The sequence below is a fragment of the Aeromonas sp. R3-1 genome (assembly GCF_040908345.1).
Lineage (GTDB): Bacteria > Pseudomonadota > Gammaproteobacteria > Enterobacterales > Aeromonadaceae > Aeromonas > Aeromonas veronii.
Genome location: NZ_JBFODN010000200.1, coordinates 1 through 22,589 on the forward strand (window position 1 = coordinate 1; position 22,589 = coordinate 22,589).

A 22,589-nucleotide genomic window follows, 5' to 3' on the forward strand; every position below is an offset into this window, starting at 1 on the left:
GGGTGACATCCTGTTCGGTGAGGGGGTGGGCGGTACGACGCTTGATCAACATGAAAAACTCCCGGGGCTGAGTGAGGCAGTATGGATAAGACCCGCCCCGGCAGATTTTTATTTCACACAAATTTACATCATGTGGTGCAGGGGCAGTGCCTTGGCCATGGTGCCGACCAGAAACAGGACTACGAACACCAGCAGGGGAACGATCACATTTGGCGCCATCAGACTCACTCCATGAGCAGGACAGGGCCTCTAACTATGGCCGACTGTCAGGCCGGTCACCAATGAATTTTTTTCGCGAGCGCAAGCGTATTCCTGAGTTGAAAAGGGTGATGAAGATCACACACAATTCGGCCCCCGCTTGCCGCCCCGATTGCCGGGGGTAGGCTGCCCATTTTGCGAAGCCAACTGAAGAGTCGCCCCATGAGCCCACTGATCGCCATCGCCATCACCACAGGTATTCTCTCCGCCGTCTGGGGCTGGATTGCCGTCGCGTTCGGCCTTATCTCCTGGGTCGGCTTTCTCGGCTGCACCAGCTATTTCGCGTCAAGCGGCGGCTACAAGGCGCTGCTGCAGACCATCTTCTGTAACACCAGCGGCATGCTGTGGGCACTACTGCTGATCCATGGCGACAGTCTGTGGGGAGCGGGTGTGGCGGGTTATGTGATGACGGGGGTGGTCGCAACCCTGATGTGCGTACAGGCCAAGCAGCAGTGGCTCGGCTACATTCCCGGCACTTTTGCCGGTTGCTGTGCCACCTTCGGGGCGGCTGGCGAGTGGCGGCTGATCCTGCCCTCCCTCATGATTGGCGCCTTGTTCGGTTACCTGATGAAGGCGAGCGGCCTCTGGCTCTCCCATAAAACTCAAAAAGCCGATGCCGCTCCGGCGGTGGTTGATCCCGCCTGATTTATCCCTTCGATTTGAAGTTTGCAGCTTCGATACCGTGCCGATTCAATAACTTGTAGAAATCGGTACGGTTTCTGCCCGCCATGTTGGCCGCCAGGGTCACGTTGCCCTCGGTGGTGCGCAGCAAACGGATCAGATACTCCTTCTCGAATTCGGCCCGCGCCTCGTTGAACGAGGGGATGCCACCGCCACCGCCGCTCAGGGCGGACTCCACCATGGATACTCCGATCACCGGGCTGCAACAGAGGCTGGCGAGCTGCTCCACCACGTTGCAGAGCTGGCGCACGTTGCCGGGCCAGGCAGCGGCCGCCAGCATCGCCAGCGATTCGGGCGAAAAACCCATGGCGGCGCAGTCGCTGTGGCGGCTACGGTAATCGTCGAGCGCCTGTCGGGCCAGCAGGGGGATATCCTCGCTGCGGGCACTGAGAGACGGCAAGGTGATATTGGCGACGTTGAGACGATAGAAGAGATCTTCCCGAAAACGCCCCTCCTCCATCGCCTTGACCAGATCCTGATGGCTGGAGCTGAGCACCCGCACCTCCGGCGTGCCCTGACCATACTCCTCCATCACCTGCAGAAGCTTGGCCTGCAGAGATTCGGAGAGGCTGCCAATCTCGTCGAGAAACAGGGTCGCCCCCTTGGCCTGCTCGAACAACCCTGACTGGCCATCTTCACCAAACAGCTGCAAGTCGAGTGACGCCCACGGAATGGCGGCGCAGTTGATGGTATGGAGCGGCTTGTCGCGCCGCTGGCTGGCCTGATGCAGCGCCTGCGCCATCGCCCCCTTGCCGGAGCCTGACGGCCCCATGATCAGCACCGGCACCTCCATGGTGGCGATGCTGTGAGCCTGGATCAACAGCTGCTCCAGCTGGGGATTGCGGGTCAGGATCAGCGACTGCCACTCCTGCTGCTGTTTCGGCCGGGTCAGGCTCAACGCATGTTCGATGGTGGCGAACAGCTCATCCTTGTTGATGGGTTTGGTCAGAAAGCTGAAGACCCCGGAGCGGGTCGCCTGAATGGCGTCCGGGATGGTGCCGTGGGCAGTCATGATGATGACCGGCAAGCCGAGCCACTGGGCCTGGATCCGCTCGAACAGCGCCAGACCGTCCATGCCAGCCATCCGCAGATCGCTCAGCACCAGATCGGCCCGTTGCTGACGCAACCGGTCGAGGGCCCCTTCCGCACTGTCGGCGGTATCCACTTCATAACCCTGACTGCGCAGCCGCATGCTCATCAGTTTGAGCAGGCTGACGTCGTCATCCACCAACAGGATCCGGCTCATGGTATTACCTCACGATTCTCGTTCAGCTTGCGCTGGTTGAGCTGGTCGTCGATAGCGGTCAGCTGCTCGATCTGGCGGCGCAGCCGCTGGATCTCCTGACTCTGGTCATCGCGACGGCTGTCGCGAGCCAGCAGCTGCTCGCCGAGGGCGATCCAGCTACGTAAAAAGGCCTGCGCATCGAGACCCAGTTCGGGCAGCATCTGCTTCAGGCGCGCCAGACCGGCGGTGCGATTGGCCACCGACTCGGCGGGGTGGGAGTCCACCATGGCCAGACTGACCCGGCTCTCCAGATCGTCAGCCCCTTTCAGACGCTGACGCTCCTGCACCCGTTGCTGGGGGTGACTGGCCAGCAGCCAGTCGGAGTATTGCAGACGCACCTGCATCTCCTTGTTGGCAAACTCCATCCGCTTGGCAAAAGCGATATCGGAGGACTCCCGCTCTGCCTGTTGCGGCAGCAAGGAGCAACCCGCGAGCAGCCCTGCCATCAGAGCTGGAAATACGCGTTGTATCTTCATAGTCCTCATTTCAACGTCAACCTGAAACAGACATCCGCCTGTTCATCCTCTACCAGAACCAGTTCCCCCCCCAGGCTGTTGGCAGACTCGCGGGCGATGGAAAGGCCCATGCCCGAGCCTTTCAAGAGACCTTGCCGCACAGTGCTGCCCTGCTCGAAGGGTTCAAAAATGCGTTGCTGATCGGCCACGGGGATCTTGGGCCCCTCGTTGGCCACTTCCAGCCAGCTTATCTGTTCATTCTGCCCTGCCCTGATCCAGATATTGCCCCCGCTGGCGCCGTAACTGACGGCGTTGGAGAAGAGGTTATCGAGGATCAGCCGTAGCCGGTAGGGCTCCGCCCACAGGGTAACCGGCACGGTCGGCAAGTGTACACGGATCTGCTTGGACTCCAATGCCAGCCGGTACTCGGCAGAAAGTTCCGACAACATCGGCAGCAGGGGGACGGGCTCCAGTTCGAAGGCCTCCTGCTGACTGAGCCGGTTGAAGTCGAGCAGCCGCTCGATCAGGGTCTGCAAACGCCGACTGTTCTCGTCGAGCATCTGGCAGATCTCCAGCTGATCCGGCGTCAAAGGCCCGACCAGCTGCTCGCAGAGCAGATCCGTCCCCTCCCGCAGCACCGCCAGCGGGGTCTTGAGCTCGTGGGAAACATGGCGCAGGAACTGGTATTTCTGCAGCTCCAGCTCCTTGAGTTTGTCGTGCAACCAGACGATCCGCTCCCCCAGCAATACCAGCTCGGCAGGGCCGTCAACCGGCTTGGGATCGGGTTCGACCCCGGCTCCCAGACTCAAGATGCGCGACTCAATCTGTCGTACCGGGTGGATGATGAGGTAGGTGAAGATAAAGACCATCAGCAGGCTGAGCGCCGCCACGGCGCCGCTCACCCACCAGAGCTCGCTGGTCAGTCCGGCGATGGTGAGCTGCACCCGATCCATGTGTTCGTCAACCCGGCTGCGGGTGACTATTTCGAGCTGCTTGTTGGCATCGTTGAACTGCTCCAGCTTGTCCCCCGCTACCGCCGCCCGGGCCAGCGCGGCATCCTGCAGGCTGTCGAGCCAGGCCAGCCCCTGATCGAGCCCGCTGTAAAGCTGGCCGTCGGTGATGGAGTTGCGGTGTTCCGCCAGCAACACCCGATACCCGTCGAGTTGCTGCTGGTAGCTGGTGAGACTGCGGCGATCCCCCAGCACCGCGAAGCGGCGCAAGGTGCGTTCGATATCGATGGCTTGCGCCGTCAGCAGGGTGGCGCGGCGGGTATCCTTGACCGCCCGCTCCATCTCGTCGCTGGTGAGCTGACTGAGGTGGGCAAGGGAGGTGCTGTTGTGCCAGATCATGCCGCCCAGCGGCATCAATACCAGCACAAATCCCATCAATACCACCTGCAGCAGGGAGCGTGGGCGAACCTTGGTCATCATCTCTTCTCTTGCATTCTCACCGGTGCGCCAGCATAGCCGCACCGCCCCAAAAAACAAAACCGGCCAACAGGCCGGTTTGTATTATCTGGATTGTGGTGATTCACGCCAACGCGACAGAGGCCAGACAGATAATCATGATCATCGCCAGCGCGCCCGAGGCGGTCAACAGCGCCCATTTCAGCTCCACACTCATGCAAACCTCCTTTCTGCCAATCAGTGCCGGATCACAATAGATAAGACAATGTTAAGCCATAGTTAATCCGATAACCGTGAGCTGCGTATACATTTCAGATGAGCCCAACCCCGGGAAGGTGAGCATGTTCTATCTGTGTAGCATTGGTTCCAATCTTGACCCGCACATCCATGTCAGCCGGGTGCTGGCCGAGCTGCTTGCGAACGTCGGCCCCCTGCGGCTGAGTTCGGTGATCCGCACCAAGCCGGTGGGAATGCGCTCCAGCCACGACTTTCTCAACTGCCTGCTGGTGGTGGAGAGCCCGCTCGATGCCGCCCGCCTCAAGCAGCACTTTGTCGCCCTCGAGGTAGCTCACGGCCGGGATCGCAGCGATCCGCTCTGCAAGGTGCACGACCGGCCGCTCGACATCGATATTCTGGCCAGCAACAGGAGCGGTGACTTTGCCTCGGCAGAGGTCGATTCCTATCTGGCGGAGCTGCTGGCCGAGCTCTATGGCCATGGCGAGGTGCATGACCCCAAGGTGGCGCTGCAAGTGACGCTCCCCGCCCCGTCGGGCAAGCTCAAACCCGGCAAGGGCTTGCTGACCCGGCAGGTCGGGCTGGAGCCGCTGGTGCTTGGCAAATCTTCAGAGAGTGGCCAGCGCGCGCCCGCCATCTACCTTGATGCTGGCCCCCGTCATATAACTGTTCCCCATCAGTAACTGCACCGCCTGCCAGATGGGCTCAAGTCCCCCCTCCCTCGCCAGCGGTGTTTTCGCCAACACCTGCTGGCGCCATGCCTCGTCATGCTCGTCGAGAAACAGAATGGGGCCCGGCTCTATGGTGTTGACTCGCACCGCAGGCGCCAGCTCCCGGGCAAAGCTCATGGCCAGCGAATGGGCTCCCGCCTTGGTGGCCACATAGCTGGCAAAACGGGGGGCCGGGGCATGAATATAGATATCGGTGATGTGAATGATGCTGGCGTTGGGGTTGCTGGCCAGCCGGGGGGCCAGCGCCCGGTTTAGCTGGAAGGGGGCCGCCATGTGCACCCGGTAGAACTGCTCGAACTGGGCCAGTTGCGCAGCCGGATCTGTTGCCTGCGGCTCGAAGGCAGAGGCGTTGTGGATCACTAGCGCCAGATCCTGATGGGCCGCCAGCAGAGCGATAAGCTTGCCAACGTCCTCTTCCCGACCAAAATCCGCCTGCACCAGCTCGACCCCCAATGCAGCCAACGTGGCCAGTTCCGGCCGCTCGCTGCGATAGCTGCCCGTCACCTGCCAACCCGCCGCCACCAGCTGTTCACAGAGATAAAATCCGAGTCGACGGCCGCAGCCCGTAACCAATGCACGCATACGATCTCCTTTCCCTTTCATGGTCTTGCATGAACGAAGCCCGCCTGCCAGCGGATCACCTCCGATGGCTTGTGCCTATCAATCCCTGCGGCACAAGCCATTGGTCGCGGGCCACCCGCCCGCGTCATAGTGGCGGCATCCCCCTCTTGCGGAGTCACCACCATGCTGAAAGTACACCACCACATGGGTCGCCTGACCCACTCCCTCACTGCCGGACTCGGCCTGGCCGAGGCGCTGGATCGCCTGCATCAATCGGGTCTTGGCGGCCTGCCAGTGCTGGATGAGCAGAAACGGCTGATCGGCTTTCTTTCCGAACAAGATTGCATCCCCAGCCTGCTCACCGGCAGCTACCACTGCGATACCCGCACCCAGGTGGAGGATCTGATGAACCGCTCGCCCCTCTCGGTCGGGCCGGATGAGAGCATTCTGGATCTGGCTCGCCAGATGGCCGATGCCAAACCCAAGATCTACCCGGTGCTGCAACAGGGCAAGGTGATCGGCATCATCAGCCGCCGTCAGGTGATGCAGGCCCTCAACCAGCAGATGAAGGTGTGCCAGCAGACCTAGATCTGGTAACGCCCCTTGTCACCGATATCGAAGTGCAGGGGCATTCGCCACTTGGCCAGCGCCAGCAAGGTCAACAGGGCCCCGCAGACCAGCGCCACCAGTGCGGCGGCCCACTCCACCCGCAACCACTCCAGCAGCCATAACGCCGGCAGCAATACGGGCACCAGCTTGATGCCGGGAATGGCGAAGCAAAACTGCTCCTTGAACGCCAGCCCGGAGAGGGTCGCCAACGCCGCGCCCAGCACCAGCGCATCCGGCGCCCCTACCGCAGCCAGGGCCAGCGCGCCCCAACCAAACCCCTGCAGAATCAGGCGAATCCGCTTGTCGTAGATATGCAGCGAGAAGCCGCAGATTGCGCTTGTCACTGCCAGCGACATCAACCATTGTGCCGACGGAAGCAATGCCATCCCGCTCAGCAGCGCCGCACCGCGACAAAGCAGCAACAAGGCTGCCGCACTCAAGCCAATGCGGTAGAGCGAGACGGTCAACTTGTCGATCCCGTCCAGCGGGCTCTCGATTTCAGGATTTGCCATAAACAGTCGCTTCTAACGGATCGGGTGCCATCCAATATACTGGAATCAGGTCTTGGAATATCTTCAAACGGGCTCAGGAGACGTAGTTTGCGTGTGATCCCCCTGTTTTGGTTGCTGTTTCCACTCGGATTGCCCGCCAAAGAGCTGGTGATCTGCGGCACCATGGAGCCCCCGCTCAAGTATCTCGATGCCGATCAGAAACCCCGCGGGCTCGATATAGACATCGTCACCGCCATCTTCGACAAGCTGGAGACGCCCTTTCGGATCGAGCTGGCCGACTCCGGTGCCCGCCTCACCCGCAACGCCGAAACAGGCGCCTGCGATCTGGTGATGACCCACTCCTACAAGGCAGAGCGGGAGAGTTATCTCATCTATCCCCAACAGGCCCATCTTCGCCACAGCTGGCACTTCTTCGTGCGCAAGGCGGACCTGATGAAGATCCGCTACGAAACGCTGGCCGATCTCAAACCCTGGCGCATCGGCGTGACCAAGGATTTCTCCTACACCCCTGAACTGGCGGTGGCGATGACCGACCCGGCCTATCAGTTCCAGGAGATCACCATGAACCAGCTGCAACTGCGCAAACTGCTGGCCGGACGCATCGATACCGTGCCCATGCCGCTTGTCACCGCCTTCACCCAGATCAAGGAGGAGGGGCTGACGGGAAAGATCGATTACCTGCCCAAACCGCTCAAGAGCAGCCCCTACTTCAACACCTGGGCCCGCGCACGAGCGGATGCACAGACCCCCGCCCTGATGGCGGCCTACGATGCCGAACTGCTGCGCATGAAGCGAAACGGCAGCCTCAAGGCCCTCTACGACAAGTACGCCATCCCCTATATCGAACCCTGATCAAGGGGTCAGGGTTTCACATCCCGCAGGATCGGGTTTTGCAGCGAAATCAGAGTTTCAGTGGACTGGATCTCGTCGATGGTCTGGATCTTGTTGATCAGCACTATCTGCAGCTCGTCGATGGAGCGGGTCATCACCTTCATGAAGATGCTGTAGTGGCCGGTGGTGTAGTAGGCCTCCACCACTTCGTCCAGCGCCTGCAGCTTGGCCAGCGCCGAGGGGTAATCCTTGGCACTCTTCAGATTGATCCCGATAAAGCAGCAGACGTCGTAACCCAGCTTCTTGGGGTTAACCTGCACCCGCGTCCCCTCGATGATCCCCGCCTGTTTCATCTTCTCCACCCGCACATGGATGGTGCCCGGGCTGACCGCCAGTTGTTTCGCAAGTTCGGCGTAAGGGATCCGCGCATTCTCCATCAGAGCGGTGAGGATGGCCTGATCGAGATTATCGATCCGGTAATTTTCCGGCATTTTTTTGCACCCCCGTTGACGATACCTCATTAAAAAACAGCTTATTTTGAAGAAAAAAACACACAAAGCCCATTTCTATTATCGAATATTGAATTTGGTTGGCAATCTGTTGAAGAATCACCACATCCAACGGGGTTTGAAACAGGAATTCAGCATGAAACAGCACTACATTCGCAGCCAACAGCAGATCAGCTTCGTCAAAGAGATGTTCTCCCGCCAACTCGCCCAGCAACTGGGTCTGATGGAGGTGCAAGCCCCCATTCTGAGCCGGGTCGGTGATGGTACTCAGGACAACCTCTCTGGCCACGAGAATGCAGTGCAGGTCAAAGTGAAGACCCTGCCGGAGCACAGCTACGAAGTGGTCCATTCACTGGCCAAATGGAAGCGCCAGACCCTGGGTCGCTTCGGCTTCGGCCCGGGCGAAGGGATCTACACCCACATGAAGGCGCTGCGTCCGGATGAAGACAAGCTCACCCCCATCCACTCCGTCTACGTGGATCAGTGGGACTGGGAGAAGGTGATGCCGAGCGAGCGCCGCGATCTGGCCTATCTGCAGGAAACCGTGCGCGGCATCTGGGCCGCCATCAAGGCCACCGAGCGCGCGGTCTGTGCCGAGCATGAGCTGACCCCCTTCCTGCCGGCCGAGATCCAGTTCCTGCACAGCGAAGAGCTGCTGGCCCGTTACCCGGACCTCGATGCCAAGGGGCGCGAGCGTGCCATCGCCAAAGAGCTGGGGGCCGTGTTCCTGATCGGCATCGGCGGTGCCCTCTCCCACGGTGAGCGTCACGATGTGCGTGCCCCGGACTATGACGACTGGAGCAGCCACAGCGAGCTGGGTCTGGCAGGCCTGAACGGTGACATTCTGGTGTGGAACCCGGTGCTGCAAGACAGCTTCGAGATCTCCTCCATGGGGATCCGGGTCGATGCCGAGGCGCTGCGCCGCCAGCTGGCCATCACCGGCGACGAGGATCGCCTGCAGTACGACTGGCACCAGGATCTGCTGGCCGCACGGATGCCGCAGACCATCGGCGGCGGCATCGGCCAATCTCGTCTGGCCATGCTGTTGCTGCAAAAAGAGCATATCGGTCAGGTACAGGTTGGTGTGTGGCCCTCTGAAATGAAGGCCGCTATCCCGGGCATGCTGTAAACGCGTTTATTTCATCGGTCTGGCCTGTGCGCAGTGGCACGCGGGTCAGCCCTGAAGGTGTGTGGCGGTGCGGACTGAACGAGCGCAGTCCGGACATGCTGTAAGTCGCGTGGCCATCCCTGATGGCCCGCGGCGAAACCGGGGCTTGCCCCTGCGACCCGCTCAACCCACGCAAGGTCGCGTCACTACATTCCTCCCGGCAATCTTCGGATTGCCGTTTTTTTTTGCGCCCGAATCCCCGCCGCCAGATACGACAACGCCAGCCCGAAGGCTGGCGTTGCAAACATCGACACGAGATCGGTTACTGGGTCATGGTCAGGCCGTTGCTGTCGGCCCCCAACACCAGCTTTTTGCCCGGCACGATGCGACCGGAGAGCAGGGCCTGCGCCAGCGGGTTCTCCACCTTCTGCTGGATCGCCCGTTTGAGAGGCCGAGCCCCGTAGACGGGATCGAACCCGGCGTGTACCAGCTTGCCCAGCAGCGCTTCGCTCACTTCCACCTCGTAACCCTGAACTTCCAGTCGGCCCATCAGGCTCTTGAGCTGGATGCGGGCGATGGACTTGATGTGATCCTCGCCAAGCGGATGGAACACCACGGTCTCGTCGATCCGGTTGATAAACTCCGGTCGGAAACTGCGGGTCAGCACATCCATCAGCATGGCCTTCATCTCGTCGTAATCCTTCTCGGAGTGGTGCTCCTGAATCAGATCCGACCCGAGGTTGGAGGTCATGATCACCACCGAGTTGCGGAAATCGACGGTGCGACCCTGGCCATCGGTCAGGCGGCCATCATCGAGCACCTGCAACAGGATGTTGAACACATCCGGGTGTGCCTTCTCCACCTCGTCCAGCAGGATCACCGAGTAGGGACGACGGCGTACCGCCTCGGTCAGATAACCGCCCTCTTCATAACCCACGTATCCGGGAGGCGCCCCCACCAGACGGGCCACGCTGTGTTTCTCCATGAACTCCGACATGTCGATCCGCACCATGGCATCCTGGGTATCGAACAGGAACTCCGCCAGCGCCTTGCACAACTCGGTCTTGCCCACCCCGGTGGGCCCCAGGAACAGGAAAGAGCCTATGGGGCGATTCGGATCGGAAAGACCGGCACGGGAGCGACGAATGGCGTTGGAGACCGCATCGACCGCCTCTTCCTGGCCAATCACCCGGCTGTGCAGCTGATCTTCCATCCGTAGCAGCTTGTCGCGCTCCCCTTCCAGCATGCGGGCGACCGGAATACCGGTCCAGCGGGCCAAGACGTCTGCAATCTCCACATCGGTGACGCGGTTGCGTAGCAGACTGGTCTCCTGCATCTCCGCCTGAGTGGCGAGATCCAGCTGTTTCTCCAGCTCCGGAATGCGGCCGTACTGCAGCTCGGACATCCGGCCCAGGTCGCCTGCGCGGCGCGCCACATCGAGATCCTGACGGGCCTGCTCCAACGCAGCCTTGATATGCTGGGTGCCGGCGAGGGCGGCCTTCTCGGCCTTCCACACCTCATCTAGCTCGTTGTATTCCCTATCTTTCTCGCCAATCTCCTGATTGATCAGCTCCAGCCGTTTGCGGCTGGCGTCGTCGTCCTCCTTCATCAGCGCCTGCTGCTCCAGCTTGAGCTGGATGATGCGCCGCTCGAGGCGATCGAGCGCCTCCGGCTTGGAGTCGATCTGCAACCGGATGCTGGCTGCCGCCTCGTCGATAAGGTCGATGGCCTTGTCCGGCAACTGACGATCCGCAATGTAGCGGTGCGACAGCTGGGCCGCCGCCACAATCGCGGGGTCGGTGATCTGCACATGGTGGTGCAGCTCGTAACGCTCTTTCAAGCCGCGCAGGATGGCGATGGTGTCCTCCACGCTCGGCTCTTCCACCAACACCTTCTGGAAACGGCGCTCGAGGGCAGCATCTTTCTCGATGTACTGACGGTACTCATCCAGGGTGGTGGCGCCGACGCAGTGCAAGTCACCACGGGCCAGTGCAGGCTTGAGCATGTTGCCCGCATCCATGGCCCCCTCGCCCTTGCCGGCGCCAACCATGGTGTGCAGCTCGTCGATAAAGAGGATGACGTTGCCCTCCTCCTTGGCGAGATCGGTCAGTACGGCCTTGAGCCGCTCTTCAAACTCGCCGCGATACTTGGCCCCGGCCACCAGCGCCCCCATGTCCAGCGACAGCACCCGCTTGTTCTTGAGCCCTTCCGGCACTTCGCCGTTGATGATGCGCTGGGCCAGCCCCTCGACGATAGCGGTTTTACCGACACCGGGAGCTCCGATCAACACCGGGTTGTTCTTGGTGCGGCGTTGCAGCACCTGAATGGTGCGGCGGATCTCGTCATCGCGGCCAATCACCGGGTCGAGTTTGCCGATTTCGGCCCGCTCGGTCAGATCGATGGTGTACTTCTCCAGCGCCTGGCGGTTCTCCTCGGCGTTGGCATCTTCCACCTTCTTGCCGCCACGCACCTTGTCGATGGCCGCTTCGAGTTTCTCCTTGGTCAGCCCCTGGGCACGCAGCAACTCGCCCAGCGTTCCCTTGTCGTCGAGGGCAGCCAGCACGAACAGCTCGGAGGAGATGAACTGATCCTTGCGCTGCTGGGCAAGTTTGTCGCAGACGTTGAGCAGGCGGCCGAGGCCGTTGGAGAGCTGCACGTCCCCTTCCACACCGCTCACGCGCGGCAGGCGATCCAGCTCCTCACCGAGACGGGAGCGCAGGGCGTTGATATCCATCCCGGTCAGGGTGAGCAGCGGACGGATAGAGCCGCCATCCTGATTGACCAACGCGGTCATCAGGTGAACGGGTTCGATGAATTGGTGGTCACGACCCAGCGCAAGAGACTGGGCATCGGAAATAGCAATCTGGAATTTGCTGGTAAGGCGATCGAGGCGCATTGCACTCCCCCTTCAAACAGGCAGACGCCGCTTGCGCGGCAAACAACATAACTTTCTGAGATGAAAGATGAGGCCCGTACGGGCTATTTCAAGGGCATGGGCTGGTTATTTTTTCTGCAAAGCGGGGAGAGGGCAGGATCCCCGCCTCTCTCATACGGATCTGTTCTTGAGAGAGACGGGCTATTACTTGGCGGGTGATTGCTTAGCGGGCCAACCAGATGAGGGAGGCCATCCGGCCGGTCTGGCCGTCGCGACGATAGGAGTAAAACTGCTCGCTATCGCTGAAGGTGCAGTATTCGCCGCCATAGACGGCGGTAACGCCGGCACGGGCGAGGCGCAACCGCGCCAGCTGGTAGATATCCGCCAACCATTTGCCGTCGTTGGACGAAGGGACGAACGCCGCTTCTGCTTCAGCCTGCTCCGCCATAAAGGCCTCGCGCACCTCTCCCCCCACTTCAAATGCGGTAGGGCCAATGGCTGGGCCCATCCAGGCCAGGACCTCGCCCGGCTCGCAGCACATGGCGGCGATGCTCGCCTCCAGCACGCCCTCTTTCAGTCCACGCCAGCCTGCGTGGGCTGCTGCGACCACGGTACCTGCCCGATCGCAGAACAGCACCGGCAGACAGTCAGCAGTCATCACGATGCAGGCCAGCTCCGCCTCATGGGCGCAAGCTGCGTCGGCATCCGGTGCTTGCTGATAATGGCTGCTGACCGGATGAACCACGGTGCCGTGCACCTGATTGAGCCAGTTAAGGGGCCCCGGGATGGCGGCCGCCTGCTGCAAGCGGGCGCGATTGGCCTCGACTCGCACCGGTTCATCCCCCACATGGGCGCCCAAATTGAGACCGGCAAAGACCCCTTCACTGACGCCGCCATCCCGGGTGGTCGACAACGCCCTGACACACGCCGGGGCTGGCCAGTCGGGTTCGATCCATTTCATCTGTGACTCCTTCAATTCACCGATATAAAAACGGGGCTCCTGCAAGGGAACCCCGTTTGGCATCTGTTCGGGCCGGATGACGCCAGAAACCGACGCAGCAGGCCCTATCGCATCAGTTCCAGACTAAATCATCCGGATTGGCGAGAGTATCCGCTCGCAGCACTTCCATCAGCTCCACCATGTCTTGCGGTGTAGCTGAGTGCCACTGCATCACTTCCCCCGTGATGGGGTGAGCCAGTTGCAGCATGGTGGCATGCAGCGCCTGACGGTTGAAGTTGCGCAGTGCCTGGGTCAGCTCGGGGGTCGCGTTGCGCAGCGGGCGCAGACGGCCACCGTAAGCGGGATCGCCCACCAGCGGGTGTTTGATGTGCGCCATGTGGACACGGATCTGGTGGGTACGGCCGGTCTCCAGACGCAGACGCAGACGGGTGTGGCCACGGAACTTCTCGTGAACCCGGTAGTGGGTCACGGAAGGACGACCATTGGGCACCACGGCCATATGGGTACGCTGGGTCGGGTGACGGCCGATGGGCGCATCGACGGTGCCACCTGCGGTCATGTGACCGATGGCGATCGCTTCGTACTCACGGGTGATCTGGCGCGCCTGCAACGCTTCCACCAGATGGGTCTGGGCGGGTACAGTTTTGGCAACCACCATCAAACCTGTGGTGTCTTTATCCAGACGGTGCACGATACCGGCGCGGGGTACCTCGGCAATGCCGGGGTAGCGGTGCAGCAGGGCGTTGAGGATGGTGCCATCCGGCGTGCCTGCGCCCGGGTGAACCACCAGTCCGGCCGGTTTGTCGATCACCAGAATGTGTTCATCTTCATAAACGATGTTGAGCTCGATATCCTGGGCATCCCAGCGAGTATCATCTTCCAGCTCGACATTCACATGCACCTGCTGCCCGGCCAGAATCTTCTCGCGCGGGGTGTTGGCAACCTGACCGTCCAGGGTCACTCTGTCCTGTAAAATCCACTCCTTGATGCGGGTGCGGGAGTAGTCTGGAAACAATTCGGCCAGGGCCTGGTCGAGTCGCTGCCCGAATTGGTGATCCTGGAATTCGCCTGTCAGTTCAATATGCTGGCTCATGTATGGTCTCTTGAGCGGGGGGTATCAATTCGAAATAATCCGGGTATTCTAGCTTTTCTTTTAGCCAAGCATAACGGATACTTTGCCAATTTCGTGGAAATGGACCGGATGTTGTTGATGGGAAAGAAGTCTCACCTGCTGATGTCGCTCGCCTTGGTCGCTACCTTGATCACAGGCTGTTCCAGCACCAAACCCAAGGTACCCGACGAACCGCCGGAGACCCTGTACCAGAAAGCACGCCTCAAACTGGATGTTGGCAATTACGTGCAAGCCACTGAATTGCTGGAGGCTTTGGACTCTCGCTACCCGTTCGGCGCCTACTCCAACCAGGTGCAGCTTGACCTCATCTATGCCTATTACAAGCAGGATGATACCGCTCAGGCGATCGCCAATATCGACCGTTTTATCCGCCTCAATCCGGCGCATAAAAATATCGATTACGTCTTCTATATGCGCGGCCTGACCAACATGGCGGCGGATTACAATTTCTTCCAGAGCCTGTTCGGTATCGATCGGGATGACAAAGACCCTGCTTATGCCCGTCAGGCATTCCAGGACTTCAAGACCCTGTTGCAGAACTACCCCAACAGCGTCTATGCCGCCGATGCCCGCGCCCGCATGATTGGCCTGAAGAATCGTCTGGCCCGATATGACCTGAGCGTGGCCGAGTATTACGTGAAGCGTGATGCGCTGGTTGCGGCCGCCAACCGGGCCAAGCTGATTGTCGAAACCTACCCCGACACAGCCGAAACCGAGAAGGCGCTGGAGATCATGGTCGAGTCTTACGACGCCCTGAAGATGCCGCAGTTGGCCAAGCACGCCCGCGAAGTGCTGGCCAAGAACTACCCGGAGAACCGCCTCGGCCGTGGCTGAGTGATACGGATAAACCGGTAACAAAAAACCGATGCCAAGGCATCGGTTTTTTTATATCTGCAATTTACCCTCAGCTATTACCCGCAGATTGCTCTGCAGAGCAGAATCTGCGTAACGACGCAGTCATCGCAACTCTTACTTCGCTACATTACCCGCCACGTTCAGGGCATCCCAGGTGCGGGAGAAGGGCGGCGCATAGGCAAAGTCCAGCATGCCGAGCTGCTCGGTGGTCACCCCCATGGTGATGGCCACCGCCAGCGCGTCGATGCGGTGTACCGCCCCCTTGCGACCGAGGATCTGGCCGCCCAGCAGCCGCTTGCTGCCCGCCTCATAGACCAGCTTGACGTGGATATCGGACTGACCCGGGCAGTAGTTGGTGTGGCACTTGTCCTTGATCACCACAGTGCGATAGTCGATGCCCATCGCCTTGGCTTCCTGCTCGGAAAGACCGGTACGGCCCGCCTCCAGCCCCAGCACCTTGAGCGCCGCAGAGCCCAAAGTGCCGGGGAACTCCTGCTCGGCACCCGCCAGGTTCTCGCCTACCATGCGCCCCAGCTTGTTGGCGATGGTGGCGAGCGGTACATAAACCTGCTGCTGCTTCACGCTGTGCCAGACGCTGGCACAGTCGCCGGCCGACCAGACGTTGGTCAGCGAACTGCGTCCCTGACGATCCACCTTGATGGCGCCGTTACCGAGCCGCTCGATGCCGGTATCGGCCAGAAACTCGGTGTTGGGCTTGACCCCGGTGCAGACCACCACGATATCAGCCTCGTACTCGCCCTGGCTGGTACGCACGCCGGTCACCCGGCCATCCCCCAGCAGCGCTTCAACTCGCTCACCCAGATGGAGAGAGACGCCCTGCTCGCGCAGTTCGGTTTCGATGTGCTGGGTGATCTCGCCATCAAACGCATCGGGGATGACCCGATCCGCCAGCTCGATAAGACGCACCTCTTTGCCTTGATGGACCAGCGCCTCGACCACCTCCAGCCCGATAAAGCCGGAGCCAATCACCACGGCGCGGCGATTGTTCTTGTCTTGCACCGCAGCTTTGAGCGCCAGCCCGTCGGCCATCCGGCGCAGACCGAATACCCCTTGCTGCAGCAAACCGGGGATGGGGGGCATCACTTCGCGGGCACCGGTGGCGATCATCAGCCGACCGTAGCGATCGGTGAAGGTGTCGCCGTTGTGCTCCACCACCAGAGTCTGGGCAGCCGCATCGACGCTCAGCACCCGATGGCCAATCTTGACCTCGATCCCCTTGGCGGCGAACTGCTCGGGGGAGAACTCGGCCATGTAACCGGGCTCCTGAAACTCGTCACCGACGAAGTAAGGCAGGCCGCAGGCACCGAAAGAGATCACTTCGGAGGCCTCATACACCACGATGTCGGCATCTTTGGCCAGACGGCGCGCCTTGGCCGCCGCACTCATACCGGCGGCTTCGCCACCGATGATCAGAATTCTCATTGTTTTTCCTCTCAATGGCGCAGGGAGGGCATGCCCTCCCTGCGGTCTATGACGGGAAAGAGTCACCCCTTTCCACGGGCAGATCAACCGACAGCAAATCAGACGGTGGACTCTTCGCCGTCCAGACTCACTTCGTGATCGCTGTTGAACACATGCATGTCGGTCTCGCCCATCAGGCGGCTGGTGACCGTCCCTGCGGTGATGGAGCCGGAGACGTTGAGCGCGGTACGGCCCATGTCGATCAGCGGCTCGATGGAGATGAGCAGACCGGCCAGCGCCACCGGGAAGTCCAGCGCGGAGAGCACGATCAGCGCGGCAAAGGTGGCGCCACCGCCAATCCCGGCCACCCCGAAGGAGCTGACGGTGATGATGGCGATCAGGGTCATGATAAAGCCGGGATCCATCGGGTTAACCCCGACGGTCGGGGCAATCATCACCGCCAGCATGGCCGGATAGATACCGGCACAGCCGTTCTGGCCGATGGTGGAACCGAAGGAGGCGGCGAAGTTGGCGATCCCCTCAGGAATACCCAGCGACTTGGTCTGGGTCTGCACGTTCATCGGGATGGAGCCCGCACTGGTGCGCGAGGTGAAGGCAAACGCCAGCACCGGAGTGATCTTCTTGAGGAAGCGCAGCGGGTTGATGCCGACCATGCTCACCAGCAGCAGGTGCACGACAAACATGATGACGATGGCGCCGTAAGAGGCCATCACAAAGCTGAGCAGGTTGAGAATATCCGCATAGTTGGAACCGGAGACCACCTTGGTCATCAGCGCCAGCACGCCGAACGGGGTCAGGCGCAGCACCAGGGTCACCATTCGCATTACGATGGCATGCGCCACGGCCACGAAGTGGCTGAAGCTGGCGAAGATTTCCGGCTTCTTGCGGGAGATGCCAGTAGCGGAGAGGCCGATGAAGATGGAGAAGATCACCACGGCGATGGTGGAGGTCTTGCGCGCCCCGGTCATGTCGAGGAAGGGGTTGGCCGGAATAAACTCAAGCATCATCTTGGCAAACGACATGCTCTCGACGCTACCGAGGGTGGTCTGCAGCGCGGCGCCACGGGCGCTCTCGGCGGCACCGGAGGTGAGCCCTTCAGCAGTCAGGCCAAACAGGTTGGACATCAGGATGCCCGCCCCGGCGGCGATGGCGGTGGTGAAGATCAGCACGCCTATGGTCATGGCGCTGATCTTGCCCAGCGCGGTGCCACCATTGAGCTTCAAGATAGCGCTGATGATGGAGACCATGATCAGCGGGATGATGATCATCTGCAGCAGCTTCACATAGCCGCTCCCCACGATATCCAGATAGTCGATGGTCTGAACAATGACGGACGAACCTGCACCGTAAAGCAGTTGCAACGCGGCGCCGAACAGAATACCGAGCCCCAGACCGGCAAATACCCGGCGGGTGAAGCTCACATGTTTTTCCTGTAACCGGTAGAGAAAGAACAGCAAGATGGCGGCGATGGCCAGATTGCCGATAACGCTAAATGTCATGGTATGACTCCCCAAAAAGCGGGCTTGGGCCCGAGAAACAAGAGCAAGCGCCATGCTTGCCCTGGCAACCGTGTCAGACGGTCTTCGCCGTCGTGACAAGAACAAGGGGGTCTATCGCCCCCTTGTCACAGATTCACTGCTTCTGCTGTTTCGCTCGCATGATGTTGATGATTTCGATGTCGGTATCCAGCATCCCCTCTTTGGAGAGACGGCCCAGATTGGCGATGGTCTGGTCCACATCGTCGGAGACGATCCCCTCGCTCTGGGGCACATGCAGGTTGTTGATGGCCATCAGCGAAGACTTAACCGCCGCCGAGGTGGAGGTGGAGACCTTCATGGAGCAGGCGCTGCCCGCGCCGTCGCAGATGATGCCGGAGACATCGCCAATCATGTTGTTGATGCAGTGGCTGATCTGCTGATACTGGCCGCCCAGCAGCCAGGTGATGGCGGCACCGGCCCCCATGGCGGCGGTACTGGCGGCGCAGAGGGCCGACAACTTGTTCTGGTAAGTCTTGATGTAGATGGCCACCAGATGGCTCATCACCAGTGCCCGGGTCAGCTGCTCGTCGCTCACCTTGAGGAAGCGGGCGGCCGCGACCACCGGCATGGTGGCGGCAATGCCCTGATTGCCGGAACCGGAGTTGGACATGGCGGGCAGCATGGCGCCATCCATCCGCGCATCGGAGGCGGCTGAGGAGAGTCGCATCGCCAGCGTCATCAGGTCATCGGAGAGCAGCTTGCGCTCCACCTGTTCGGTGAGGATCTTGCCTATCTTCAGGCCGTAACCCTGCAACCCTTCGTCCGCCAGCGCCTGATTCATGGTGGCGGCCTCGCGGATAAAGTCGATCTCCGCCAGCGGCACTTCCAATGCAAAATCGACGATCTCCCGCAGGGTCATGGCCGGTTTGGCGGATTTGGCCGGCTGGATCTGCACACCGGGGGCGCTGGCCTGCTCCATCAGCACCTCGCCATCCTTCTCCATCAGGATGATGCGGGTGTGGTCGGTGCAGATCACCACCCGGGCACTGTGCCCTTCAACTTCGGCCAGCACCTCGGCGTAGAGCACGTCCGGTACATCCTTCACATCCACCTTGATCACCGGCAGCAGCGCCTTGGCCGCTTCCACCTGTTCTGGTGTGAGGGTCTTGAGCACCTCCAGCCCGGCATCGGGATTCCCCCCTGTTATGCCGACCGCAGCGGCCACCGGCAGACCGATCATGCCGGTACCCGGCACCCCGACCCCCATGCCGTTCTTGAACAGATTGCCACTGACCCAGACGCTGATACGGGTCGGAGTCTCCCCCAGCAGCTTGCGGCAGTTGGCCGCCGCCAGCGCCACCGACATCGGCTCGGTACAGCCCAGGGCCGGCACCACTTCACGCTTGAGCAGGGTAATAAAGTCGGTCCATTGTGCTTTCATCGCAGTGTTTCTCATGTTCAGGGTGCCCGCAGGCAGTTATTGCTTGTTCAGATCCGCCTTGTGATTGCGGATATGCAGATAAACAGTATGACGGGAGATGCCGAGCATCCGGGCAACCAGCTGGGCCGCCTCCTTGATCTCGAAGATCCCCATGTCGAAGAGCCGGGTCACTATCTCCTTGTTGCGCACCGTGCAGGAGAGCGAATCATCCCGATCCACCTTCTCAATCACCTGGGTCACCAGATCGTCCACCGAGCTGGCAAAGGTCTCGTTGTTGAGCGGCGCCGGTGCCGCGGGCAGCGCAAAAGTATCGAGCAGGCTGCCAAGGGAGATATCCAGACTGAAGTTCACGCAGAGCATGCCGATGGGCTTGCCCTGCCGGTTGCTGATGGTGATGGAGGAGGACTTCATCAGCGTCCCGTCGCGGGTACGGCTGAAGTAGCTGCTCCACTGGCTGCCCGCCTCCCCCTGCAAACGGTTGAGGGCAAAGTCGGTGACCGGCGCCCCCTCCCGACGACCGGTGACATGGCCGTTGGCAATCTTGATGACCGATGCATCCAGCGTATCGAACGCATGCAACACCACCTCGCACCCTGCGCCAAACAGCGCGGCCAGCGCCTCGACCGCGGGCTCGAAACTGGCGATCAGATGACGTTCTTCATCCGTTAACGAATTGATCTGGTCAGTGGTGGCTGCTGTGGACATATATGAGTAACTTTGAGTAAACCACAGTTGATTCTACTATCAACAAGATCAACTAATGTTGAGCGGCATCCCCTTTTTGCTCGCCATTATGCCCACCTTTTAACAAAGTGCGACAAATTGTGAAGCGGCGCACAGCAGGGCGGCAACTCAGAGGTGATAGCGGGCCAGTAGCTGCTTGTAGGCGGGAGTCTGTTTGAACGCCTTGAGGGCAGAGGAGAAGCGGATAGCCAGCTGGTCGTGGCCGGGCTTGTGGGTAAACGCGAGGAAGTTGCGGTTGTCGTCGGTCAGCAGGCGCGAGCCGTGGTTCACCTGATCCTGCAACCCCTGGGTATGCAGCAAGTAGCGACCGACCCGCTCGTTGAGCACCACCCCGTCCAGCCGACCGGCCATCATCAAGTGCAGCTGTTTGATGGCATTCCCCTCCCCCGTCATCGGCATCCGGATCACCCCGGGATCGGTCAGAAAATCGGGGCTGTAGGCATAATCTTCCTGAATACCTATCCGCAGACCCTTGAGGTCGGAGAGCTGCCTGAAATCCACCGGACGAACCGTCGGATAGAAGAGCACTTCACCGCTGTAAGAGAGCGGCTCTTCGGGATAGTGGAGCCAGTGCTGGCGGGAAGGTTCAAAGAAGACATCGAGCACCGCATCCCCCTGCCTGAGACGGGCCTGCTGCAGAACCCTCTTCCAGGGCAGCACCCTGATTTCGGTGCGATAACCCATCTGGCGCAACACGGTACAGGCCAGATCGAGATCGGCGCCGGCCAGCTCGCCATTGTCACCACGCATCACATAAGGAGGCCACAGCTCGGTCAGCAGCGTCAGAGTAGGCGGCTCGTCCACCGCCATGGCCGAACCAGCACCAAACAGGGAGGCCAGCAGCCAGCCGTACAACCCGATCCTTCGCCAACCCTGACACCACATCATGGAGATCCCTCATGGTCCGTATGGATTGAGGATATACAAGGGATGAGCAATAAAAAAGGAGGCCGAAGCCTCCTTGATATTCACTCTCTGAATGGCACTTACAGTGCTTTCAGGATTGCCTCGACACTGGCCTTGGCATCGCCAAACAGCATCTGGGTATTTTCCTTGAAGAACAGCGGGTTCTGGACACCGGCGTAGCCAGTGTTCATGGAACGCTTGAAGCCGATGACGTTCTGCGCTTTCCATACTTCCAGCACCGGCATACCGGCGATCGGGCTGCCCGGATCTTCCATCGCGGCCGGGTTAACGGTGTCGTTGGCACCAATCACCAGCACGGTGTCGGTATCGGCGAAGTCGTCGTTGATCTCGTCCATTTCCAGAACGATGTCATACGGGACTTTCGCTTCCGCCAGCAGCACGTTCATGTGGCCAGGCAGACGACCGGCAACCGGGTGGATACCGAAGCGCACCTTGACGCCACGATCACGCAGCTTCTGGGTGATTTCAGCCACCGGATACTGGGCCTGCGCCACCGCCATACCGTAGCCCGGGGTGATGATGACGGAGCTGGAGTTCTTCAGCAGGTCAGCCACTTCCTCGGCGCTGGTTTCGCGGTATTCGCCCATCTCCTGATCAGCCGTGGAGGCCACGCCATCGGAGCCGAAGCCACCGGCGATCACGGAGATGAAGGAGCGGTTCATCGCCTTGCACATGATGTAAGAGAGGATCGCACCGGAGGAACCTACCAGAGCACCGGTGACGATCAGCAGGTCGTTGGAGAGCATGAAGCCCGCCGCCGCTGCCGCCCAACCGGAGTAGGAGTTCAGCATGGAGACCACCACCGGCATGTCGGCGCCACCGATGGAGGCAACCAGATGCCAGCCGAAGGCGAAGGCGATCAGGGTCATCACCAGCAGGGCGAAGGTAGAGCCGCCCGCGTTGACGAAGTAGACCATCAGCGCCAACGAGGCGACCACGGCCAGCAGGTTCAGCTTGTGGCGGTGCGGCAGCATCAGCGGCTTGGAGGAGATGAGACCACGCAGTTTGCCGAAGGCAACCACGGAACCGGTGAAGGTTACGGCACCGATGAAGACGCCCAGGAAGATCTCGACCAGATGGATGTTCAGCATGGCGCCGGTCAGGTGCTCGACCTGAGCAACGCTGTTGGCCTGCTCGAACGCCGCACGGGCGGCTGCCAAGGTGGCATCCAGATTGGAACCGACGGAGACGACGACCTCAGCAGGTGCAGAGGGGTGCAGATCGATGAAGCTGTTGAAGCCCACCAGCACTGCCGCCATACCCACGAAGCTGTGCAGCACGGCCACCAGCTCGGGCATCTCGGTCATTTCGACCTTGAGTGCCAGACGCACGCCGATGGCACCGCCGATCACCATGGCCAGAATGATCCAGTGAACACCACTGGTCTCCGGGTTGAATACGGTGGCGAGCAGGGCGATAGCCATACCCGCGATACCAAACAGGTTGCCATGCTTGGCCGTTTCTTGCTTCGACAGTCCCGCGAGACTGAGGATGAAGAGCACGGCGGCAACGATATAGGATGCTGTTACCAGTCCTTGAGACACGTTAAACCC

General features: G+C 60.7%; 22 protein-coding genes. 6 read left to right on the plus strand and 16 right to left on the minus strand.

Annotation, left to right across the window (positions count from 1 at the left end; translation table 11 throughout):
- The first annotated feature begins 420 nt into the window (after positions 1–420).
- Entirely contained in the window at positions 421–903 is a 483-nt protein-coding gene (locus AB5Y85_RS12360; RefSeq protein WP_257686812.1) for a DUF1097 domain-containing protein, read from the plus strand.
- Between the two features lies 1 nt (position 904).
- Here AB5Y85_RS12360 and AB5Y85_RS12365 read toward each other — a convergent pair whose 3' ends face one another.
- The 4 genes from AB5Y85_RS12365 to AB5Y85_RS12380 all read right to left on the minus strand — a co-directional run bounded on the left by AB5Y85_RS12365 (position 905) and on the right by AB5Y85_RS12380 (position 4,302).
- Entirely contained in the window at positions 905–2,185 is a 1,281-nt protein-coding gene (locus AB5Y85_RS12365; protein ID WP_005339807.1) for a sigma 54-interacting transcriptional regulator, read from the minus strand.
- Positions 2,182–2,700, minus strand: a complete 519-nt coding sequence (locus tag AB5Y85_RS12370) for a hypothetical protein (RefSeq protein WP_013724185.1) — start codon at positions 2,698–2,700, stop codon at positions 2,182–2,184. The genes AB5Y85_RS12365 and AB5Y85_RS12370 overlap by 4 nt, the downstream gene beginning before the upstream one ends.
- Before the next feature lie 5 nt (positions 2,701–2,705).
- Positions 2,706–4,106, minus strand: coding sequence for a HAMP domain-containing sensor histidine kinase (locus AB5Y85_RS12375; RefSeq protein WP_042657344.1), 1,401 nt, complete (start codon positions 4,104–4,106; stop codon positions 2,706–2,708).
- Positions 4,107–4,209: 103 nt separating this feature from the next.
- Positions 4,210–4,302 carry a YnhF family membrane protein gene (locus AB5Y85_RS12380; protein WP_005339800.1) on the minus strand — a complete coding sequence of 31 codons (93 nt, stop codon included), beginning with the start codon at positions 4,300–4,302 and terminating at the stop codon, positions 4,210–4,212.
- A gap of 124 nt (positions 4,303–4,426) precedes the next feature.
- On the opposite strand from AB5Y85_RS12380, the gene AB5Y85_RS12385 reads away from it, so the two are divergent.
- Positions 4,427–5,002, plus strand: coding sequence for a 2-amino-4-hydroxy-6-hydroxymethyldihydropteridine diphosphokinase (locus tag AB5Y85_RS12385; RefSeq protein WP_257686813.1), 576 nt, complete (start codon positions 4,427–4,429; stop codon positions 5,000–5,002).
- Here AB5Y85_RS12385 and AB5Y85_RS12390 read toward each other — a convergent pair.
- Positions 4,928–5,632, minus strand: a complete 705-nt coding sequence (locus AB5Y85_RS12390) for an SDR family oxidoreductase (RefSeq protein ID WP_257686814.1) — start codon at positions 5,630–5,632, stop codon at positions 4,928–4,930. The two genes, AB5Y85_RS12385 and AB5Y85_RS12390, sit on opposite strands and share 75 nt — an antisense overlap.
- Before the next feature lie 162 nt (positions 5,633–5,794).
- Here AB5Y85_RS12390 and AB5Y85_RS12395 point away from each other — a divergent pair, with 162 nt between their 5' ends.
- Positions 5,795–6,199 carry a CBS domain-containing protein gene (locus AB5Y85_RS12395; protein WP_181223208.1) on the plus strand — a complete coding sequence of 135 codons (405 nt, stop codon included), beginning with the start codon at positions 5,795–5,797 and terminating at the stop codon, positions 6,197–6,199.
- Here the strand turns inward: AB5Y85_RS12395 and AB5Y85_RS12400 are convergent.
- The gene (locus tag AB5Y85_RS12400) at positions 6,196–6,732 is read right to left on the minus strand and encodes a DUF2301 domain-containing membrane protein (RefSeq protein WP_257686815.1); all 537 of its coding nucleotides are present in this window, start codon (positions 6,730–6,732) and stop codon (positions 6,196–6,198) included. The genes AB5Y85_RS12395 and AB5Y85_RS12400 overlap by 4 nt on opposite strands.
- Before the next feature lie 87 nt (positions 6,733–6,819).
- Between AB5Y85_RS12400 and AB5Y85_RS12405 the strand changes: the two genes are divergently transcribed.
- Entirely contained in the window at positions 6,820–7,584 is a 765-nt protein-coding gene (locus AB5Y85_RS12405; RefSeq protein WP_069526978.1) for an ABC transporter substrate-binding protein, read from the plus strand.
- An 8-nt stretch (positions 7,585–7,592) separates the two neighbouring features.
- Here AB5Y85_RS12405 and asnC read toward each other — a convergent pair whose 3' ends face one another.
- The gene (gene asnC, locus AB5Y85_RS12410; RefSeq protein WP_005339783.1) at positions 7,593–8,054 is read right to left on the minus strand and encodes a transcriptional regulator AsnC; all 462 of its coding nucleotides are present in this window, start codon (positions 8,052–8,054) and stop codon (positions 7,593–7,595) included.
- A gap of 154 nt (positions 8,055–8,208) precedes the next feature.
- Here asnC and asnA point away from each other — a divergent pair, with 154 nt between their 5' ends.
- Positions 8,209–9,201, plus strand: a complete 993-nt coding sequence (gene asnA, locus AB5Y85_RS12415) for an aspartate--ammonia ligase (RefSeq protein WP_100647061.1) — start codon at positions 8,209–8,211, stop codon at positions 9,199–9,201.
- A gap of 301 nt (positions 9,202–9,502) precedes the next feature.
- Here asnA and clpB read toward each other — a convergent pair whose 3' ends face one another.
- The 3 genes from clpB to rluD all read right to left on the minus strand — a co-directional run bounded on the left by clpB (position 9,503) and on the right by rluD (position 14,109).
- Positions 9,503–12,076 (minus strand): ATP-dependent chaperone ClpB, encoded by a 2,574-nt coding sequence (gene clpB / locus AB5Y85_RS12420; protein ID WP_257686816.1) that lies wholly within the window; start codon positions 12,074–12,076, stop codon positions 9,503–9,505.
- 202 nt (positions 12,077–12,278) lie between these two features.
- Entirely contained in the window at positions 12,279–13,016 is a 738-nt protein-coding gene (gene pgeF / locus AB5Y85_RS12425; RefSeq protein WP_257686817.1) for a peptidoglycan editing factor PgeF, read from the minus strand.
- A gap of 112 nt (positions 13,017–13,128) precedes the next feature.
- Entirely contained in the window at positions 13,129–14,109 is a 981-nt protein-coding gene (gene rluD, locus AB5Y85_RS12430; RefSeq protein WP_005339771.1) for a 23S rRNA pseudouridine(1911/1915/1917) synthase RluD, read from the minus strand.
- Positions 14,110–14,226: 117 nt separating this feature from the next.
- On the opposite strand from rluD, the gene AB5Y85_RS12435 reads away from it, so the two are divergent.
- Positions 14,227–14,982, plus strand: coding sequence for an outer membrane protein assembly factor BamD (locus AB5Y85_RS12435; protein WP_019446583.1), 756 nt, complete (start codon positions 14,227–14,229; stop codon positions 14,980–14,982).
- Between the two features lie 135 nt (positions 14,983–15,117).
- Here AB5Y85_RS12435 and AB5Y85_RS12440 read toward each other — a convergent pair whose 3' ends face one another.
- The 6 genes from AB5Y85_RS12440 to pntB form a co-directional block, all read right to left on the minus strand.
- Entirely contained in the window at positions 15,118–16,446 is a 1,329-nt protein-coding gene (locus AB5Y85_RS12440) for a CoA-disulfide reductase (protein WP_257686818.1), read from the minus strand.
- 98 nt (positions 16,447–16,544) lie between these two features.
- The gene (locus tag AB5Y85_RS12445; RefSeq protein ID WP_257686819.1) at positions 16,545–17,945 is read right to left on the minus strand and encodes an L-cystine transporter; all 1,401 of its coding nucleotides are present in this window, start codon (positions 17,943–17,945) and stop codon (positions 16,545–16,547) included.
- A 133-nt stretch (positions 17,946–18,078) separates the two neighbouring features.
- Entirely contained in the window at positions 18,079–19,380 is a 1,302-nt protein-coding gene (locus AB5Y85_RS12450; protein ID WP_257686820.1) for a serine dehydratase subunit alpha family protein, read from the minus strand.
- Between the two features lie 21 nt (positions 19,381–19,401).
- Positions 19,402–20,070, minus strand: coding sequence for a transcriptional regulator (locus AB5Y85_RS12455; protein ID WP_139400069.1), 669 nt, complete (start codon positions 20,068–20,070; stop codon positions 19,402–19,404).
- Between the two features lie 147 nt (positions 20,071–20,217).
- Positions 20,218–20,997, minus strand: coding sequence for an ABC transporter substrate-binding protein (locus tag AB5Y85_RS12460; protein WP_257686821.1), 780 nt, complete (start codon positions 20,995–20,997; stop codon positions 20,218–20,220).
- A gap of 98 nt (positions 20,998–21,095) precedes the next feature.
- Positions 21,096–22,580: a Re/Si-specific NAD(P)(+) transhydrogenase subunit beta gene (gene pntB, locus AB5Y85_RS12465; protein ID WP_005339759.1), complete on the minus strand. Its 1,485-nt coding sequence runs from the start codon at positions 22,578–22,580 to the stop codon at positions 21,096–21,098.
- Between the last annotated feature and the right edge of the window lie 9 nt (positions 22,581–22,589).

What these genes read in the sequence shown, in the direction of transcription:
- AB5Y85_RS12445 (WP_257686819.1), bottom strand. Translation starts at nt 17,945, where the DNA reads ATGACATTTAGCGTTATCGGCAATCTGGCCATCGCCGCCATCTTGCTG.
- clpB (WP_257686816.1), bottom strand. Translation starts at nt 12,076, where the DNA reads ATGCGCCTCGATCGCCTTACCAGCAAATTCCAGATTGCTATTTCCGAT.
- AB5Y85_RS12400 (WP_257686815.1), bottom strand. Translation starts at nt 6,732, where the DNA reads ATGGCAAATCCTGAAATCGAGAGCCCGCTGGACGGGATCGACAAGTTG.
- AB5Y85_RS12365 (WP_005339807.1), bottom strand. Translation starts at nt 2,185, where the DNA reads ATGAGCCGGATCCTGTTGGTGGATGACGACGTCAGCCTGCTCAAACTG.
- AB5Y85_RS12390 (WP_257686814.1), bottom strand. Translation starts at nt 5,632, where the DNA reads ATGCGTGCATTGGTTACGGGCTGCGGCCGTCGACTCGGATTTTATCTC.
- AB5Y85_RS12440 (WP_257686818.1), bottom strand. Translation starts at nt 16,446, where the DNA reads ATGAGAATTCTGATCATCGGTGGCGAAGCCGCCGGTATGAGTGCGGCG.
- AB5Y85_RS12360 (WP_257686812.1), top strand. Translation starts at nt 421, where the DNA reads ATGAGCCCACTGATCGCCATCGCCATCACCACAGGTATTCTCTCCGCC.
- AB5Y85_RS12380 (WP_005339800.1), bottom strand. Translation starts at nt 4,302, where the DNA reads ATGAGTGTGGAGCTGAAATGGGCGCTGTTGACCGCCTCGGGCGCGCTG.
- AB5Y85_RS12395 (WP_181223208.1), top strand. Translation starts at nt 5,795, where the DNA reads ATGCTGAAAGTACACCACCACATGGGTCGCCTGACCCACTCCCTCACT.
- AB5Y85_RS12370 (WP_013724185.1), bottom strand. Translation starts at nt 2,700, where the DNA reads ATGAAGATACAACGCGTATTTCCAGCTCTGATGGCAGGGCTGCTCGCG.
- AB5Y85_RS12385 (WP_257686813.1), top strand. Translation starts at nt 4,427, where the DNA reads ATGTTCTATCTGTGTAGCATTGGTTCCAATCTTGACCCGCACATCCAT.
- AB5Y85_RS12460 (WP_257686821.1), bottom strand. Translation starts at nt 20,997, where the DNA reads ATGATGTGGTGTCAGGGTTGGCGAAGGATCGGGTTGTACGGCTGGCTG.
- AB5Y85_RS12435 (WP_019446583.1), top strand. Translation starts at nt 14,227, where the DNA reads ATGGGAAAGAAGTCTCACCTGCTGATGTCGCTCGCCTTGGTCGCTACC.
- AB5Y85_RS12375 (WP_042657344.1), bottom strand. Translation starts at nt 4,106, where the DNA reads ATGACCAAGGTTCGCCCACGCTCCCTGCTGCAGGTGGTATTGATGGGA.
- rluD (WP_005339771.1), bottom strand. Translation starts at nt 14,109, where the DNA reads ATGAGCCAGCATATTGAACTGACAGGCGAATTCCAGGATCACCAATTC.
- pgeF (WP_257686817.1), bottom strand. Translation starts at nt 13,016, where the DNA reads ATGAAATGGATCGAACCCGACTGGCCAGCCCCGGCGTGTGTCAGGGCG.
- AB5Y85_RS12455 (WP_139400069.1), bottom strand. Translation starts at nt 20,070, where the DNA reads ATGTCCACAGCAGCCACCACTGACCAGATCAATTCGTTAACGGATGAA.
- asnA (WP_100647061.1), top strand. Translation starts at nt 8,209, where the DNA reads ATGAAACAGCACTACATTCGCAGCCAACAGCAGATCAGCTTCGTCAAA.
- AB5Y85_RS12450 (WP_257686820.1), bottom strand. Translation starts at nt 19,380, where the DNA reads ATGAGAAACACTGCGATGAAAGCACAATGGACCGACTTTATTACCCTG.
- asnC (WP_005339783.1), bottom strand. Translation starts at nt 8,054, where the DNA reads ATGCCGGAAAATTACCGGATCGATAATCTCGATCAGGCCATCCTCACC.